Consider the following 18206-nt stretch of genomic DNA (forward strand, 5'->3'; position numbering starts at 1 on the left):
CGATAAAGAGTAAGATTAGCTCATTTGCTAAACTCTAGCTTTTTGTTACTTTGTTTTCATCTTTATAACGCAAGTTATAAAAACGATTATTGTTGACGTTTTGTTTGTTCAGTTTTCAAAGAGCAATTTTTCGTTGCTATCAGAAGCAACTTTTATATATTAACATATCATTCTATACAAGTCAACAGGAAATTTTAGAGGTTTTTCACAAAACTTTCTATCTGTCTTGCTGACTTGTATGATTATAGCAACTTATTTCAAAGAGTGCAATATCTTTTTATAAAATATAAATAGATTTTTTAATTTCAGCTATAATGCAGAATTTCATCAATATAAAGATGCCTGTTTTTTTCCAGATCGAGCATCATACCATCCTCTGCTATCTTTACAAGAGGTCTTGTGGCAGACTTACCTTCAATAAATAAAACCTCAGCTCTTTGCCCGTTAGAAAGCTTTACAGTACTTCCAATAGTATACTGAATAATACTGCTGCTCAAAGCCTGAAGTACGACGTGATCAAACTTTCCGAAATAATCCTGCTGCATCTTTTCTAGAACTTTAAAAGGCGATTGCTTGCTTCTATATAACCTTTGGGAGGTCATAGCATGAAAAGTATCAGAGACAGCTATAACTTTTGCATATGGATGAATTTTGTTATCTTCATTACCTAATGGATAACCGCTCCCATCAAGTCTTTCATGATGCTGAAGTATAGCAAGTCTTGTTTCTTTTTTTAAGAGAGCATGCTCTGGCAGCATTTGCAAACTATAGCTTGTATGTCTTTTCACTTCCTCAAATTCTTCTTCCGTCAAAGGTTCTTCCTTTGTAATTAAGTTAGATGGTATTTTTGACATCCCTGCATCACTTAAACAGCCGGCCATAGCGATTTGGACGATTTCCCCTTTACTGTAGTCCATTTTTTTTGCTATAAGAGCACTAATAACACCTACTGCAACAGAATGCTGATAGATATATTCTTTTTTATTAGATAAATGATATAAAGAAAATACTTCCTTGCTATACTGCTCTAAATCCTCCAATAGCGGCAGCATTATTGTGCGAACTGCAGGAATATTCAGCGGTACACCATACTGCCAAGAACGAAACTCCTTTTTGTACTGGTTAACAGCAAGAAGAAATTTATCAAAGAAACTCTCTTCTTTCTTTTTCAATCCTGCACTATCTTCCTCTTTAAGCACATCGAGAAAGTTTCCATCAATCTGAGTATTTTCAATCTCTATCTTCTCAATTTGAAATGCTTTAAGAAGATTTATATGCTCGTCTGTCAATACAGTTTTAGAAGTTATTATCGGTCTATTCGTCATGCTGAAAACATCTTCTGCTAAGATGCACCCGGCCATTAAACGATTAACACTTACATTCATGTATTACTCCACCCTCATAAGGACTTTTATACTATATTCTACTTTATTTTTTATTGAAATGATAACCTTATTTTTAAAAAAAATACTGGAAAATTCTTATTTTTAGGATTATAAGGGTCATATTACCTATACCATTTAAATGTCCAGAGCGAAAAAAAGAAGCTGCTTTTGGCAGCTTCTTACTCCTCTGTTTCAGCAGCATCAGATACTGTGCTATCTTCCGCTGTTTCTTCAGGCATTTCTGTTTCAGCTTCTTCTTCTTTTTCCACTTTAGCGACTGTTGCTACAAATTCGCTTTCACTTTCATTAAGCTTAATCAGCTTAACACCTTGAGTGCTTCTACCCATAGATGATATATCGCCGACAGCCATACGGATTAAGACACCGCCCGTAGTAATTAGCATCAGGTCTTCCTCACCATTTACTGCCTTCATGGAAACTAACGGTCCATTTTTGTCAGTAATATTGCAAGTCTTAATACCTTTACCGCCTCTTCCTTGGATTCTATATTCCTCTGCAGATGTTCTCTTTCCGTAACCATTTTTCGTCACGATAAGAATTTCTGAACCTTCCTCTAACACTTCCATACCAACAACTTCATCATTAGAGGATAGGGTAATCCCTTTAACACCAGTAGCTGTTCTACCCATAGAGCGAACATCTGTCTCTGGGAAACGGATTAGAAGCCCATTTTTAGTTCCAATGATAATTTCCTTGTTACCGTCAGTGAGACGTACAGAAATCAATTCATCTCCATCTCTTAGGTTAACGGCAATTAGCCCGTTATTCCTGATATTTGCAAATGATGATAGCGGAGAACGTTTTGATATTCCTTCCTTAGTCGTGAAGAATAGGAACCAATCATCGACAAATTCTGAGACTGGTATGATAGCATTCACCCATTCATCCTTCTCTACTCCAAGGAGGTTGATAATCGGAATCCCCTTGGCAGTGCGGCTGAATTCAGGGATTTCATAGCCTTTAAGGCGATATACCTTCCCTTTATTCGTAAAGAATAGAATCGTATCATGAGTGGAAGTTGTGCTAAGCTGTTCCACAAAGTCATCTTCATTTGTTCCCATACCTTGAATACCGCGGCCACCGCGTTTTTGAGCGCGATAAGTAGACGCAGGCAATCTCTTAATATAACCGTTATGAGTTAGTGTGATGATGATATTTTCTTCTGGAATTAAATCTTCATCCTCGATATTTTCAATTCCGCCCGCTACAATTTCTGTACGGCGTTTGTCATTGAAACGCTCTTTTACTTCAAGGAGCTCCTCACGGATAATATCAAGCAGCTTTTCTTCATCAGCTAAAATAGATTTTAACTCGGCAATCAATGCTACTAATTCCTTGTATTCTTCCTCTATCTTTTCTCTTTCAAGTCCAGTTAATCTTTGCAGACGCATGTCCAAGATTGCCTGAGCTTGCTTTTCTGACAGATTGAAATTGCTCATTAATCCTTCTCTAGCAATATCTGTTGTTCTAGAACCGCGAATTAAGGCAATTACTTCATCTAAATGATCAAGTGCAATGCGCAAGCCCTCTAATATATGAGCGCGCGCTTCTGCTTTTCTCAACTCAAATTCAGTACGGCGGCGAATGATAACCTTTTGATGATCCAAATAATAAACAAGGCATTGCTTTAAGTTAAGCACTTTAGGCTGTCCGTCCACTAGCGCAAGCAAGTTAATACCAAAGCTTGTCTGCATTGCTGTGTGCTTATATAAGTTGTTCAGCAGCACATTAGCATTTGCATCCTTGCGAACTTCAATAACAACCCTCATTCCATTACGGTCTGATTCATCTCTTAAGTCTGTAATACCATCAATCTTCTTATCCCTAACCAACTCAGCAATTCGCTCTACTAGACGAGCTTTATTAACCTGATAAGGGATTTCTTTGACGATTATTACTTCTTTACCATTCGGCTTTACTTCGATTTCCACTTTTGCTCTAACAATGATAGAGCCTCTGCCTGTCTCGTAAGCCTTTCTGATGCCAGATCTCCCGACAATCATTCCACTTGTAGGGAAGTCAGGTCCAGGTATTATTTCCATCAATTCGGGAATTGTAATATCAGAGTTTCTGCTGACAGCCAAAACACCGTCAATAACTTCTCCTAACTGATGCGGCGGTATGTTTGTAGCCATACCAACTGCAATCCCGCTTGTTCCGTTTACCAAAAGGTTTGGGAAACGGGATGGTAAAACAACAGGTTCCTTTTCTTCTCCATCGAAGTTTTCTGTGTAGTCGATAGTATCCTTGTTGATATCCCTTAACAGCTCCATCGCTATTTTGGACATTCTTGCTTCCGTATAACGCATCGCTGCAGCAGAATCGCCATCAACTGAACCGAAGTTACCGTGACCATCTACCAACATATAACGGTAGTTGAAATCCTGCGCCATACGAACCATTGTTTCATATACAGCACTATCACCGTGGGGATGGTACTTACCAATTACTTCCCCAACAATACGAGCAGATTTCTTAAACGGTTTGTCAGAATGCATTCCTAAATCGTGCATAGCATATAATATCCGGCGGTGAACAGGTTTAAGTCCATCTCGAACATCTGGAAGTGCACGGGAAACAATGACACTCATCGCATAATCCAAGAAGGATGTACGCATTTCCTTGCTTATATTTATTTCTTTAATTTGAGAATTCGGCATATCAGCCATATAGGAACCTCCTTAAGCAAAGCGCAAGGTGCTAAATCTCCTTTAGCACCATAGTCATTCTTTTGCATTTATCTTAAACATCCAGGTTTTTCACATATACTGCATTTTCTTCGATAAAGTTTCTGCGTGGTTCTACTTTATCACCCATTAGCATTTCAAATGTCTCATCCGCTTCGATTGCGTCATCTAGGCTTACCTGCAGCAACACTCTTGTGGAAGGATCCATTGTCGTATCCCACAGCTGTTCTGCATTCATTTCACCTAAACCTTTATAGCGTTGGATATTCGGTTTTGGTGATGCTGGCAATTTTTCAAGTACCTCAGCCAATTGGCGGTCATTATATGCATACTCAAGCTTTTTCCCTTGCTTGACACTGTAAAGCGGTGGTTGAGCAATATAAATATATCCAGCTTCTACAATTTTCCGCATATAGCGGTAGAAGAAAGTGAGCAGCAGTGTTCGAATATGTGCACCGTCAACGTCCGCATCTGTCATAATAACAACCTTATGATATCTAGCCTTTGAAATATCATAGTCGTCTCCAATTCCAGTACCAATAGCGGTAATCATAGAACGAACCTCATTATTGGATAAGATACGATCCAATCTAGCCTTTTCAACATTCAGGATTTTTCCTCTTAACGGCAGGATTGCCTGGAAATGCCGGTCTCTTCCTGATTTTGCTGAACCGCCTGCAGAATCACCCTCAACTATGAATAATTCGCTTATTGCAGGGTCTTTTGACGAGCAATCTGCTAATTTACCAGGTAAGCTGGAAACTTCAAGGGCGCTTTTTCTACGCGTTAACTCCCTTGCTTTTTTAGCAGCAATTCTAGCTCTCAATGCCATTTGACCTTTATCAACAATTTTCCTAGCTACTGAAGGATTTTCAAGCAAGAATTTCTCAAAATGATCAGCAAAGATTGTGTCAGTGATTGCCCGAACTTCTGAGTTGCCTAGTTTTGTCTTTGTTTGTCCTTCGAATTGCGGGTCAGGGTGCTTAATTGAAACGATAGCCACAATCCCTTCCCTGACATCTTCTCCTGAAAGGTTTGCTTCTGAATCCTTAAGCACTCCGTTTTTCCTTGCATAGTCATTAATTGCTCGAGTCAATGCAGTTTTAAAACCGGATTCATGTGTTCCGCCTTCGTGTGTATTGATATTATTAGCAAACGAGAAAATGTTGCCTGTGTAGCCATCGTTATATTGGAGTGAAACCTCGACAGTAATGCCGTCTTTTTCTCCTTCAATATAGATAGGCTCTTCAAACAGCACCTCTTTATTGCGGTTTAAATGCTCAACGTAGGACTTTATTCCACCTTCATAGTGATATTCCTTACGCTTCTCCATACCTTCTCTTGTATCTTCAATGGTAATTTTAATATTGCGATTCAAGAAGGCTAACTCTCTAATTCTGTTTGCCAATGTTTCATAATCATAGACGAGAGTTTCTTTGAAAATCTCACTATCCGGTTGGAATCTTGTTGTTGTACCTGTTACATCTGATTCACCGATAATCTTAAGATCTTCCTGAGGAACACCTTTTTTATATTGTTGGTAGTATATGTTCCCATCCCGGTGAACAAAAACTTCCAACTCGGATGAAAGGGCGTTAACAACAGATGCACCTACACCATGAAGACCTCCGGATACTTTGTATCCTCCGCCACCAAATTTACCACCGGCGTGAAGTACTGTCATGATTACTTCAACTGCAGGTCTTCCCATCTTTTCATGAATCCCGACAGGAATACCACGTCCATTATCCTTAACTGTAATGCTGTTATCTTTTTCAATAATGACGTTGATTTCATCGCAGTAACCTGCCAGTGCTTCATCAATACTATTATCTACAATTTCCCATACAAGATGGTGCAAGCCTTTACCGCTTGTTGAACCAATATACATCCCTGGTCTTTTGCGGACCGCTTCTAACCCTTCAAGTACCTGTATCTGACTTTCATCATATGATTGTTGTTCCATTGGATCATGTTCCATTGACAAATTGATCACCTTACTTTCTATTGACATCCAAAAATTTACTCTTTGCTTATCCTATTAGACCTTAAAATTGCTAATACTCCTGAGCTGTCAGTCTATATGATCGCCTTTTTAGTGTATTGGAAGCAATTGGAGAATAATAAATGGCATCTTTTGTTATAACAATAGATTTATAAGCTTTACTGTCGCCACTTATTGTTGTCTCTTTTTGCGTATTTAAAAATTCAGTTGTAATCTCAGAGGAACCAATTGTTTGTTTGTCTAAAATTGTAATGATATCTACAGTTCTTATAAGTACATTTTCACCAATATGAACGTACACTTTTTCACCTCAAAGCTATTGAATCTTTTTCATCGTTCCTGCTTCCACCTGGAATGTAGATGCTTCTTTTAATGTTTGATGATCAATTCCATCCACATTCGTAGTCGTCACGAATGTTTGTACCTTTCCTTGGATGGTATTCAAAAGATGAGATTGTCGATAATCATCTAATTCAGAGAGCACATCATCTAATAAAAGGATAGGATACTCACGGATCTCCGCATGTATGAGTTCGATTTCTGCCATTTTAATCGAAAGTGCTGTAGTTCTTTGCTGACCTTGTGAACCAAAAGTTTGAACATCTCTTCCATTTACGAAAAACAATAAATCATCTCGATGGGGACCGAACAAGGTCATACCTCGGTCAATCTCTCTTTTTTTCACACTGGCAAACTTTTCTTCGTATACTCTTCTCATTTTCGACAAATCTAGATCTTCTGATACATCTGCCGAGGGTTTATACTGAATTTGTAATGTCTCCAGTCCTCTTGAAATTCCTTTATGAATTGGGATTGCCCAATTTTCCAGAAGTTCCAGGAATTCAAAACGCTTTGATACTATCTTCACTGCCATATCAATAAACTGCTCTGTCAGTATTTCAAGCATTGTATGATCTGACTGTTTATTCATCTGCAGTTGTTTTAAGTAAGTGTTTCGCTGCTGCATAATCTTTTGGTACTGGCTCATATCGTGCAAATAAACAGGGGAAATCTGCCCGATTTCCATGTCAATAAATCTTCTTCTAATTTGAGGACTACCCTTAACAAGATTTAGGTCTTCCGGAGCAAACATCACAACATTCATATTGCCGATGTATTGGCTTAGCTTCCGTTGCTCAATATGATTGTACTTAGCTTTTTTTCCTTTTTTAGACACAACTAACTGCATGGGTAGCGGCCCATGTGCTTTTTTTAATCTACCTTCTATTTTAGCATAATCTGAGTCCCAGCGAATAAGATCTTTATCATTTGAAGTTCTGTGGGATTTTGCCATTGCTAAAACATAGATGGATTCCATGACATTTGTTTTGCCTTGCGCGTTTTCTCCCAGAATGACATTTACCTTATTCTCAAATTCCACTTCCAGGTGCTCGTAATTACGGTAATTCCTCAATTGCAGCTGCTCAATAAACATAAGGGATCATCCTTTTTTTACAGAACTGTAAATGTACCAATAGAGGGAATTTCAATCTTATCGCCCGACCTTAATTTTCTGCCTCTGCGCTGATCTTGTTCTCCATTGACAAATACTTCATGTTCACTTAAAAACCATTTTGCCATTCCTCCAGATTGGATAATATCTGCAACCTTCAAGAATTGGCCTAATGTTATATATTCCGTCTCAATTTTAATTTGATTGTTCATGTTTTCACTCTTTCAAGTTTAATCGTATCTCTTTATTTTACTAAATTATTTAACGATACACAAAGAAAACTGAAATATTTCTATAAATTAGTAGTATTCAGCACATTTTCAAGAGATTTTGACGAACATTTAGGCATTAAATTCGTCTATAAAAAACATTCATAATTCCTGCTTTGCCTAAATATATTATTCATGAAGGAAAATAGGATGCCCCTATGGGACACCCTATAAGCTTTAGGCAGCTGTTAATATGTTCGCACTGGAAGAATTAGCTGAAGGATAGAATCATCATTTAACGGATTGATTACAAACGGTCGCATAGCACCAGTGAAGTTAATTTTCACTTCCGTTCCTTCTAAAGCCTTTAAAGCATCCATCATATATTTGGCACTAAAAGATATTTTCAGTTCTTCACCTTGAATAGACTCGCTGATTAGCTCCTCTACAACTTTACCAATTTCAGGCGTAAAAGATGAAATTTCAATTACATCCTCTCCAATGGTGGAGAATTTAACGACATTATTCCGTCCTTCTCTTGCAAGCAAGGATGCACGATCAATAGATTGCAGGAATTCTTTTGCATTCACAACTATTTCCGTTTTGCTTTCTGTCGGAATTAGACGATTTGTGTCAGGATAATTCCCTTCAAGCAGGCGAGAGAAGAATAAGATATGCTTCGCCTTAAATAGAATTTGGTTTTCTGTCACAACAATCTCAACCGGTTCGTTATGGTCATCTAAAATACGGTTTAACTCATTTAAGCTTTTCCCAGGAATCACAATATTAAATGACTGTTCCGTATTTGAATCAATTTTTGCTTTTCTTAATGCAAGCCGATGGCTATCTGTTGCAATACAGATTAAGTCATCATTTTCAATCTTCCAGTTTACACCTGTCAACACCGGGCGTGTTTCTGAGGTGGACACTGCAAACACTGTTTGTTTGATAATGTTTTTCAGCAGGTCAGTTGGAATTTTAAAGATATTTTCTTCTGATATTTGAGGCAAATGTGGATATTCCTCAGAATCAAGACCGTTTAAGTTAAATTCCGATTTCCCTGAACGAATTACCGTTTGTAAGTTATCTACTTCAAGTTCTACTTGGCTAGTAGGAAGCTTTTTAACGATTTCACTAAAAAATTTAGCTTGCAGCACGATTGATCCAGGACGTTGAATTTCCACAATGACAGAATCATTTTCTTCTTTAGGAATAAAGGATTCAATAGAGATATCTGAATCACTTCCTGTTAATGTAACACCTTCTTCTGTTGCTACGATTTTTATCCCTGTCAGAATTGGAATTGTTGTTCTGCTAGTTATGGCTTTCATTACATCTTGTACCCCTTGGACAAGATTATCTTTTTGAATGATAAATTTCATTAATTGATCCTCCGTTATCATTAGTTTTTTTATTGCGTATTTATAATAATATTTCTTTTAAAGATCGTAGTAATAGTAGTAGGCCCTGTTAATTTGTGAATAACTCGCTTTTTCAAAGGAAACACAGTCTATCCACATGTGGATAGACTGTGTCTAAGTTGGTTAAAGTTATGCACAGTATTCAGCTTTATACTTTTAAGAGCTCGTTGATTTCTTTTAGCTGTTTTTGCAAAAGCGAATCAGATACAAGGAGCTTTGAGATTTTTTCATGTGCATGGATAACTGTAGTATGATCTCTTCCGCCGAATTCTTCGCCGATCTTCGGAAGGGAAAAGTCTGTAAGTTCACGTGACAAGTACATGGCAATCTGTCTAGGAAAAGCGATGGATTTCGTTCTTTTTTTAGCCTTAAAATCCTCTAATTTCACACTGAAATGTTCCCCGACTACTTTTTGAATATCATGTATTGTTATGACGCGCGGCTTAGAGCTAGGGACAATATCTTTTAATGCTTCTGCCGCAAGATCTGCATTAATGTCTTTGTTGATTAAGGAGGAATATGCAACAACTCTTATAAGTGCACCTTCTAGTTCACGGATGTTGGAATCAATTTGATTCGCGATATAAAGCATGACTTCATTTGGAATGTCCAACCCATCAGCTTTTGCTTTCTTTCTAAGAATGGCAATCCTTGTTTCTAAGTCAGGCGGAGTTATATCCGTTATTAGTCCCCATTCAAACCGTGAACGAAGCCTGTCTTCCAAAGTTGGAATCTCCTTTGGCGGCCTGTCACTGGAGATAATGATTTGTTTGCTTTCCTCATGCAAAGTATTAAATGTATGGAAAAATTCTTCCTGTGTTGATTCTTTTCCAGCAAGAAACTGAATATCATCTATGAGAAGTACATCAACATTCCGGTATTTATCACGGAATTCTGCACCTTTATTGTCTCGAATACTATTAATGAACTCATTTGTAAACTTTTCCGAAGATAAATAAACAACCTTTGCTGAAGGATTATGATCTAAAACATAATGCCCGATTGCATGCATTAAGTGAGTTTTTCCAAGACCTACACCCCCGTAAATAAAAAGCGGGTTATAAGCTTTAGCCGGTGCTTCAGCTACTGCTAAAGAAGCAGCATGTGCAAAGCGGTTCCCAGAACCAATTACAAACGTATCAAAAGTATATTTAGAATTCAGTATTGTTTGTTCGGTTGTTTCTTCTTCTTTTTTCTTTTGTTTAGAGGAGATTTGAAGATCAAATTCTTCCTCCTTTTGGTTTTGAGGAATAATAAATTTTACACCAAGCTCTTCACCAGTTATTTCTTCAAGAATGTCCGAAATAAGCTGGGAATATCGTTCTTCCAACCAGTCTCGAGCAAATTCATTAGGAGCTGTTATGATTAGGCTGTCACCTTGAAGGGCATGTGCCTTCGTTGCTTTAAGCCATGTATCAAAGCTAGGTTTGCTGATTTTTTTTTCAATATTGCTTAACGCTTTATTCCATAGATCCGCAATATTTTCCAACCAATTTCCCTCCTTTTCCTTTTTATTTGCGTGCCGAAAAGAACAGATTCCTAAAAAAAGAGCTAATCTGCCAATACATTAATAATGATCTGTGGAAAAAATATATAATAAGGAAGTTAAATAGCATTTCGACAGTATCCACTATTTGTGGACAACTCTTTTAAGAGGTGTCTAATAAGCTGTCCACATTTTATCCACATTCTGTGGATAAAAGAGTTATACACAGAAATTATTCAAATGTGAAAACAAAACTATAATATCAAAAAATCATAATAACTGCAATGGTTTTTCATATCTTATCCACAAGTGAAACAATATGTTGATAATAAATGTCCACAGGTTATTAGTTTGTTAAAAACCTGTAAATAAGTATTGTGGACAGTGAAAAAAATGTCGAAATTTTATCCACAGGCTCGAAATATGCAATTTAAGTGCTTATTTAAGCAATGTAAAAAAATTAAATATCCATTTGGGGAGAAGCAAAAAATGACAGCGTATTGACAAGTGGCCTTCTATTCCTTATTATTACTATTCAGAAAGAAATATAGTACGTAGCATATGTTTTACAGGATATTTCCGATGTTATAGAACATAAAGCAAAAACTTGTTAGAGCGATCAACAAGGATAAATAGACTAGAAAATAAATGAATGGTTGACAATCAATCAGCTATGTTTATATAATTGTAAGGACTGTCTGTAACAGCTATTCCTCAGGGAGGTGTCATATACAATGAAAAGAACTTTTCAACCAAATAAACGTAAAAGAAGTAAAGTTCACGGATTCCGCAGCCGCATGAGCAGTCCAAATGGACGTAATGTTTTAGCTCGCCGTCGACGCAAAGGAAGAAAAGTATTATCAGCTTAGGCCACTGAAACGTCAGTGGTCTTTTTTTCGATAAATGGACTGAAAAGTTATGGGCTCTTAGAATAAATCTTAAGAGCCCATACTATAATGGATATATAAGCTCCTGGTTTTGAAGCAAAGGATGTTTCTATGTTGGAAGGTACATAAATAATATAGATTCGGAAAGTATTGAATAAATAAGGAGTAAATGATTTGAAGAAAGAATATCGCGTAAAAAAAAGTAAAGAGTTTCAAGAAGTATTTAAAAAGGGACAATCATTCGGCAATAGGCAGTTTGTTGTATATAAGTATGAAAAAAGCGGACAAGCTCATTTTAGAATTGGGCTTTCTGTCAGCAAAAAGATTGGAAATGCCGTTATGAGAAATAAAATTAAACGGTATATAAGGCAGATATTTTTGGAAATCGGAGATTCTTTGGAAAATGAAGCGGATTATGTCATTATTGCTAGAAAGCCTCTAGCTGAAATGGAATATGAGGAAACAAAAAAGAGCCTTCTCCATGTTCTGAAAATTGCAAAGGTCTTAAAAAGAAAGATTCAGTGAAATTTCAAGTTAAGCGTTTCCTATATCATCTAAATTAGGATACAATGAAGCCAGAAGCTAATTTTGGCTCTATTATTTATTAACAGGAGGATTTTACGGTTGAAGAAAAAATTAGTGTTGCTATTTGGTCTATTATTTTTAGTGACTATCTTGGCTGGATGTACAGAATTCAATCAGCCGATCACTTCAGAAAGTGATGGCTTCTGGAATGAATATATTGTTTATCCATTATCACAGCTCATCATTAAAACAGCAGAACTTGCCGGCGGAAGCTTTGGCGTATCTATCATTATTGTAACAATACTAGTTCGTCTTGTTATTTTGCCGTTAATGATTAAGCAAACTAAAAACAGTAAAGCCATGCAGGCAGTGCAGCCTGAAATGGAAGCATTAAGAAAAAAATACAGCTCTAAAGATCAAAAAACACAACAAAAGCTGCAAGAAGAAACAATGAAGCTTTTCCAAGAAAATAAAGTAAATCCATTGGCAGGATGTTTTCCATTAATCGTTCAGATGCCAATATTGATTGGTTTCTACCACGCTATTTCACGTACAAGAGAAATTGCTCAGCATGAATTTTTATGGTTTAACTTAGGACAGCCAGATCCATTCTATCTGCTTCCTATCATTGCAGGGATTACGACATTCATCCAAACAAAAATGACAATGGCAGGAACAGCTAACCAAAACCCGCAAATGGTTATGATGCTTTGGATTATGCCAATCATGATCTTAGTATTTGCTATTAACTTCCCAGCTGCATTATCACTATACTGGGTTGTAGGTAATATCTTTACCATTATCCAAACGTACTTCATCAAAGGTCCGGAGTTGAAGAAGTCCGGTCAGACAGGAAAATTGGAGGGAGCCAAAAAGTGAGAGAGGTAACTGCTACAGGACATTCAGTCGAAGCAGCAGTGGAATCAGCTTTAGCTCAGCTTAAGACAACAAAGAACCAAGCCGAAATCATTGTTGTTGATAAAGGAAAAAAAGGTTTTTTAGGAATTGGGGCCCGCTCGGCTACTGTAACTGTAAGGAAGCTTGAGACGCCTCTAGAATCTGCAGAGCGATTTTTGCAGGATATTTGCACCCAAATGGGAGTTAACGCATCTATTTCGGCAAAAAAGTCGGGCAGGAATATCTTTTTTGAATTAAAAGGAGACAAGATCGCCCTTTTAATTGGAAAAAGGGGACAAACGCTCAACTCACTTCAGTATTTAACGCAATTGGTCATTAATAAGAATTCCGATGAATACTTAAGGGTCACGCTAGACGCTGAAGGCTACCGGGAAAGAAGAAAGCAATCCCTTATACAGCTTGCAGAAAGAACGGCCCATAAAGCCCTAAAGATTGGCAAAGAAATTTCGTTAGAGCCAATGCCGTCAAATGAAAGAAAAATCATTCATAATGCATTAACAGGCATTAAAGGTATAAGCACCTGTTCATCAGGTGAAGATGCTTTCAGGCATATTATCATTTCTCCAGAAAAAAAGCCTGTTCAAAAAGCATAAAATAAGAAAAAAAGACAATCTCAAAATTTTTGAGATTGTCTTTTTTTGTTCCTTCTTACATTAACATTCTGCAAAATTCCCTTCAAAAGTTAACCAGTATTCATCTTTACAGAGCATATTCGGCAAAATAGCCATAAAATCTGTGAATTATTTGTCTGAACAGCGCTATTTTTGGTGCGTTTTATTGTTATTCACATGTGGATAAGATAAAATGGTAATAATAAAGAATAGTAATGTGGATAAGTGTGCGGATTTTTTTCTTTTTTAAAAGTTGTGGATATGATAATCTAATCTATTGTAACAATTAAATGAGTTGTTGATAAGTTTACATCAGTTTCTATATATAGATTTTTAATGATTTGAGGTGACAGCATGGAATTTGATACTATAGCTGCAATCTCCACACCAATGGGAGAGGGAGCGATTGCGATTGTAAGATTGAGTGGGCCAGACTCATTTGCGATTGCAGATAAGGTATTTAAAAGTATAGGAAATAAAAAGATAAAAGAGGTAGCAAGTCATACTATTCATTATGGGCATATCATTGACCCGGCTACGGATGAAACAATTGAGGAAGTAATGATTTCTGTAATGAAGGGACCAAAAACATTCACTAAAGAGGATGTTATTGAAATTAACTGTCATGGCGGAATGGCTTCTGTAAATCGTTTGCTTCAGTTGCTTGTAACGAACGGTGCAAGACTTGCTGAACCAGGTGAATTTACGAAAAGAGCATTTCTAAATGGAAGAATCGATTTGTCCCAAGCAGAAGCAGTCATGGATTTGATCAGAGCGAAAACGGACAAAGCAATGAATGTAGCCCTTGGACAAATGGAAGGAAGACTTTCAAAGCTGATTAGAACCTTGAGACAAGAAATATTAGAGACACTCGCGCAAGTTGAGGTTAATATAGATTATCCTGAATATGATGATGTGGAAGAAATGACTCATCAGCTTATGCTCGATAAATCTCGGTTTGTACAGGCGGAGATAAAGAAGCTGCTTCAGACTTCTCAGCAAGGCAAAATATTAAGAGAAGGACTTTCAACGGTTATTGTAGGACGGCCTAATGTAGGAAAATCCTCATTGTTGAACAGCTTGGTCCAAGATAATAAGGCAATCGTAACAGATATTCCTGGTACGACAAGAGATGTTATTGAGGAATATGTTAATGTGCGCGGTGTACCTCTTCGTCTGCTAGATACGGCAGGTATCCGTGAAACAGAGGACATTGTTGAAAGAATTGGTGTTGAAAAGTCCAGAAAGGTTTTAAAGGAAGCAGACTTAATCCTGCTTGTTCTCAATTATGCAGATGCTTTGACAGAAGAGGATGTCAATCTGTTCAAAGCGGTTGAGGGAATGGATTATATAGTGATTGTAAATAAGACAGACCTGCCGCAAAAAATTGATATGGAGCGTATAAAGGAATTGTCAGCTAATCAAAAAATGGTTACTACTTCACTGTTGCAGGATAAGGGCATCAACCAGCTAGAAGAGGCAATTTCCAGCCTGTTTTTTGAAGGTGCAATTGAAGCAAGTGATATGACATATGTGTCCAATACAAGACATATCTCCCTTCTGAACCAAGCGCTTCAATCTATTAATGAAGCCATTTCAGGAGTGGAAATGGGAACCCCAATTGATATTGTCCAAATAGATTTAACAAGAACTTGGGAACTGCTTGGTGAAATCATCGGCGATAGTGTACACGAAAGCCTGATTGATCAGCTGTTCTCCCAATTTTGCTTAGGTAAATAAAAGAAAAAGTTGCAGTTAGGAGGCACCATGATGCAGTACGAAGCAGGAAATTATGATGTCATTGTGATTGGGGCAGGACATGCTGGGTGTGAAGCAGGTCTTGCAGCCGCAAGATTGGGCGCCAATACATTGATGTTGACTATAAATTTAGATATGGTAGCTTTTATGCCGTGTAACCCATCTGTTGGGGGGCCGGCTAAAGGAATTGTCGTTAGAGAAATTGACGCACTTGGCGGAGAAATGGGTAAAAACATCGATAAAACCTATATCCAAATGAGAATGTTGAATACAGGAAAAGGGCCTGCAGTCAGAGCTCTTCGTGCACAGGCAGACAAATATATGTATCAGCACGAAATGAAAAAAACACTGGAAAATCAGCCAAACTTAACATTGATCCAAGGTATGGTTGAACAGTTGATTGTAGAAGACAATACAGTAAAAGGTGTTATCACAAAAACAGGTGCTACTTATACTGCTAAAACGGTTGTAGTAACTACGGGAACTTATCTACGCGGAGAAATTATCCTTGGTGAGCTGAAATATTCAAGTGGTCCAAATAACCAGCAGCCATCGATTCGTCTATCTGAACATCTGCAGGAATTAGGATTTGATCTTGTTCGTTTTAAAACAGGAACACCGCCGAGAGTAAACAGTCATTCTATTGACTACAGCAAGACGGAAATCCAACCAGGTGATGATGTTCCAAGAGCTTTTTCTTACGAGACAACAAAATATATTACAGAACAGCTGCCATGCTGGCTGACATATACAAATGAAAAAACGCATCAAATTATTGATGACAACTTGCATCGATCCCCAATGTATTCTGGGATGATCAAGGGAACAGGGCCGCGCTATTGCCCATCTATTGAAGATAAAGTCGTTCGCTTTAATGATAAGCCAAGACATCAAATTTTCCTTGAGCCGGAAGGTAAGAATACGCAGGAGGTTTATGTACAAGGCTTGTCAACAAGCTTGCCTGAGGATGTACAGCAAGAAATCCTTCGTACAATTCCTGGATTGGAAAATGTCCAAATGATGAGAGCAGGTTATGCCATTGAATATGATGCTATTGTACCTACTCAATTATGGCCAACATTAGAAACAAAGAAAATTAAGAATCTCTATACAGCAGGTCAAATTAACGGTACTTCAGGTTATGAAGAGGCTGCCGGCCAAGGTTTAATGGCAGGAATTAACGCAGGTTTGAATGCCACTGGTAAAGAACAGCTTATCTTAAGCCGCTCTGATGCCTATATTGGAGTATTGATTGATGATCTTGTTACGAAGGGCACAAATGAACCGTACCGCCTGCTAACTTCCAGAGCAGAATACCGCCTTCTGCTTCGCCATGATAATGCAGATTTGCGCTTAACTGACTATGGATATGAAATCGGCTTAATAGCGGAAGAAAGATATAATAAATTCACTGACAAAAAGCAACAGATCGAACAAGAAAAGAACCGCTTAAAAGAAATTATCCTTAAGCCAAATGAACAAGTTCAAGCTGTCATTAAAGAACAAGGCGGCAGTGAATTGAAAGACGGCATTAAGGCAGCGGATCTGCTGAGAAGACCAGAAATGAACTACAAGCATATACAACAATTAGCACCAAGTGAAGCTGGTTTATCTGACGAAGTAACAGAACAAGTAGAAATCCAGATAAAGTATGAAGGTTATATTGATAAATCATTGCAGCAAGTAGATCGTCTGAAGAAAATGGAAAACAAAAAAATTCCAGAGAACATCGATTATGATGCAATTTCCAGCCTTGCAACAGAAGCAAAGCAGAAGTTGAAAATGGTACGGCCATTATCTTTGGCACAGGCTTCTAGAATCTCTGGAGTAAATCCTGCAGATATATCCATACTATTAGTATATTTGGAGCAAGGTCGCATAGCGCGAGTGTAATAGAAAGTGATTGGCTTTTTGCCTGTATTACCATAGGCAAGAAGCCTCTCCTGTTGTAAAAAATATACATAATCAGGAATTGGATGGAAAGGGAGCAAGCATGAATACAGAACAATTTAGACAAATGCTCCGAGAGAAAGGTCTGGAGCTCTCTGATAGGCAGATGGAACAGTTTAAGATTTATTTTGAAACACTTGTTGAATGGAATGAAAAAATGAACCTGACTGCTATTACAGAACAATCTGAGGTTTATTTGAAACATTTTTATGATTCCATCACAGCAGGATTTTATTTAGAAAGCTTTAAGTCGCCTATTCATATTTGCGATGTTGGAGCAGGGGCGGGATTCCCGAGCATACCGCTGAAAATAGCTTTCCCGCAGCTGAAAATAACAATTGTTGACTCATTAAAAAAACGTATTCACTTTTTAGAGCATTTAGCAAAGGCTTTAGATTTAAAAGAAGTCCAGTTTATCCATGACAGAGCGGAAACATTCGGACAAAACAAAGAATATCGGGAAACTTTCGACATGGTAACAGCAAGAGCTGTAGCAAGGTTATCGGTTTTAAGTGAACTATGTATGCCATTGGTAAAGGTTGGAGGCGTATTTGTTGCTATGAAAGCGGCAAGTGCACAAGAGGAAATAGAAGCTGGCAAAAAAGCCATAGCTGTTCTAGGCGGGAAATTGGTCAATGCCCATTCATTTACTCTTCCAATTGAAGAAAGTGAGCGCAACATACTTGTTATCTCAAAAGAAAAACAAACGCCGAAAAAGTACCCTAGAAAACCAGGTACTCCAAACAAGGAACCGATTGAATGAATATATGCTATGTAAAATAGCATATATTCATCAAAGAAATAGCTTATCAACAGGCGATTATCTTATTTTTTGTACTATATCATTTTTTCTATCTACTATATAATATAACTATAAAAAGCACAGTAAA

General features: G+C 37.5%; 15 protein-coding genes. 7 read left to right on the forward strand and 8 right to left on the reverse strand.

Annotated elements, in window-relative coordinates:
• Window positions 1–305: 305 nt before the first annotated feature.
• From M3600_RS24545 to dnaA, 8 genes are all read right to left on the reverse strand, one after another.
• Window positions 306–1385: an HD-GYP domain-containing protein gene (locus M3600_RS24545; RefSeq protein ID WP_251647945.1), complete on the reverse strand. Its 1080-nt coding sequence runs from the start codon at window positions 1383–1385 to the stop codon at window positions 306–308.
• A 179-nt stretch (window positions 1386–1564) separates the two neighbouring features.
• Window positions 1565–4075: a DNA gyrase subunit A gene (gyrA, locus tag M3600_RS24550; RefSeq protein WP_233319103.1), complete on the reverse strand. Its 2511-nt coding sequence runs from the start codon at window positions 4073–4075 to the stop codon at window positions 1565–1567.
• A 73-nt stretch (window positions 4076–4148) separates the two neighbouring features.
• Window positions 4149–6074, reverse strand: coding sequence for a DNA topoisomerase (ATP-hydrolyzing) subunit B (gyrB, locus tag M3600_RS24555; RefSeq protein WP_396953844.1), 1926 nt, complete (start codon window positions 6072–6074; stop codon window positions 4149–4151).
• Window positions 6075–6150: 76 nt separating this feature from the next.
• Window positions 6151–6399, reverse strand: coding sequence for an extracellular matrix regulator RemB (remB, locus tag M3600_RS24560; protein WP_233319102.1), 249 nt, complete (start codon window positions 6397–6399; stop codon window positions 6151–6153).
• Between the two features lie 15 nt (window positions 6400–6414).
• On the reverse strand, window positions 6415–7533 hold the full coding sequence (gene recF / locus M3600_RS24565; protein ID WP_233319101.1) for a DNA replication/repair protein RecF: 1119 nt from the start codon (window positions 7531–7533) through the stop codon (window positions 6415–6417).
• Between the two features lie 17 nt (window positions 7534–7550).
• Window positions 7551–7763, reverse strand: a complete 213-nt coding sequence (gene yaaA / locus M3600_RS24570) for a S4 domain-containing protein YaaA (protein WP_233319099.1) — start codon at window positions 7761–7763, stop codon at window positions 7551–7553.
• 245 nt (window positions 7764–8008) lie between these two features.
• Window positions 8009–9142, reverse strand: coding sequence for a DNA polymerase III subunit beta (gene dnaN, locus M3600_RS24575; protein WP_233319097.1), 1134 nt, complete (start codon window positions 9140–9142; stop codon window positions 8009–8011).
• A gap of 187 nt (window positions 9143–9329) precedes the next feature.
• The gene (dnaA, locus tag M3600_RS24580; protein ID WP_233319096.1) at window positions 9330–10670 is read right to left on the reverse strand and encodes a chromosomal replication initiator protein DnaA; all 1341 of its coding nucleotides are present in this window, start codon (window positions 10668–10670) and stop codon (window positions 9330–9332) included.
• A gap of 731 nt (window positions 10671–11401) precedes the next feature.
• On the opposite strand from dnaA, the gene rpmH reads away from it, so the two are divergent.
• From rpmH to rsmG, 7 genes are all read left to right on the forward strand, one after another.
• Window positions 11402–11536 (forward strand): 50S ribosomal protein L34, encoded by a 135-nt coding sequence (gene rpmH, locus M3600_RS24585; protein WP_127738799.1) that lies wholly within the window; start codon window positions 11402–11404, stop codon window positions 11534–11536.
• A gap of 192 nt (window positions 11537–11728) precedes the next feature.
• Window positions 11729–12079 (forward strand): ribonuclease P protein component, encoded by a 351-nt coding sequence (rnpA, locus tag M3600_RS24590; RefSeq protein WP_233319094.1) that lies wholly within the window; start codon window positions 11729–11731, stop codon window positions 12077–12079.
• 99 nt (window positions 12080–12178) lie between these two features.
• Window positions 12179–12958 (forward strand): YidC family membrane integrase SpoIIIJ, encoded by a 780-nt coding sequence (gene spoIIIJ / locus M3600_RS24595; protein WP_233319092.1) that lies wholly within the window; start codon window positions 12179–12181, stop codon window positions 12956–12958.
• A complete protein-coding gene (jag, locus tag M3600_RS24600) occupies window positions 12955–13590 on the forward strand; it encodes an RNA-binding cell elongation regulator Jag/EloR (protein ID WP_251647947.1) in 636 nt (211 codons plus the stop codon). The genes spoIIIJ and jag overlap by 4 nt, the downstream gene beginning before the upstream one ends.
• 372 nt (window positions 13591–13962) lie before the next feature.
• Complete coding sequence (mnmE, locus tag M3600_RS24605) at window positions 13963–15348, forward strand: tRNA uridine-5-carboxymethylaminomethyl(34) synthesis GTPase MnmE (RefSeq protein WP_233319088.1); 1386 nt, start codon at window positions 13963–13965, stop codon at window positions 15346–15348.
• A 30-nt stretch (window positions 15349–15378) separates the two neighbouring features.
• Window positions 15379–17259, forward strand: a complete 1881-nt coding sequence (gene mnmG / locus M3600_RS24610) for a tRNA uridine-5-carboxymethylaminomethyl(34) synthesis enzyme MnmG (RefSeq protein ID WP_233319112.1) — start codon at window positions 15379–15381, stop codon at window positions 17257–17259.
• A 100-nt stretch (window positions 17260–17359) separates the two neighbouring features.
• A complete protein-coding gene (rsmG, locus tag M3600_RS24615; RefSeq protein ID WP_233319086.1) occupies window positions 17360–18079 on the forward strand; it encodes a 16S rRNA (guanine(527)-N(7))-methyltransferase RsmG in 720 nt (239 codons plus the stop codon).
• The last annotated feature ends 127 nt before the right edge of the window (window positions 18080–18206 follow it).

It is taken from the genome of Niallia sp. MER 6, from assembly GCF_023714395.1.
Taxonomy (GTDB): domain Bacteria; phylum Bacillota; class Bacilli; order Bacillales; family Cytobacillaceae; genus Niallia.

Coding starts and splice junctions, on each gene's coding strand:
- gyrB (WP_396953844.1), bottom strand. CDS start 6,074: ATGGAACATGATCCAATGGAACAACAATCATATGATGAAAGTCAGATA.
- gyrA (WP_233319103.1), bottom strand. CDS start 4,075: ATGGCTGATATGCCGAATTCTCAAATTAAAGAAATAAATATAAGCAAG.
- dnaN (WP_233319097.1), bottom strand. CDS start 9,142: ATGAAATTTATCATTCAAAAAGATAATCTTGTCCAAGGGGTACAAGAT.
- rpmH (WP_127738799.1), top strand. CDS start 11,402: ATGAAAAGAACTTTTCAACCAAATAAACGTAAAAGAAGTAAAGTTCAC.
- mnmE (WP_233319088.1), top strand. CDS start 13,963: ATGGAATTTGATACTATAGCTGCAATCTCCACACCAATGGGAGAGGGA.
- yaaA (WP_233319099.1), bottom strand. CDS start 7,763: ATGAACAATCAAATTAAAATTGAGACGGAATATATAACATTAGGCCAA.
- M3600_RS24545 (WP_251647945.1), bottom strand. CDS start 1,385: ATGAATGTAAGTGTTAATCGTTTAATGGCCGGGTGCATCTTAGCAGAA.
- rsmG (WP_233319086.1), top strand. CDS start 17,360: ATGAATACAGAACAATTTAGACAAATGCTCCGAGAGAAAGGTCTGGAG.
- recF (WP_233319101.1), bottom strand. CDS start 7,533: ATGTTTATTGAGCAGCTGCAATTGAGGAATTACCGTAATTACGAGCAC.
- mnmG (WP_233319112.1), top strand. CDS start 15,379: ATGCAGTACGAAGCAGGAAATTATGATGTCATTGTGATTGGGGCAGGA.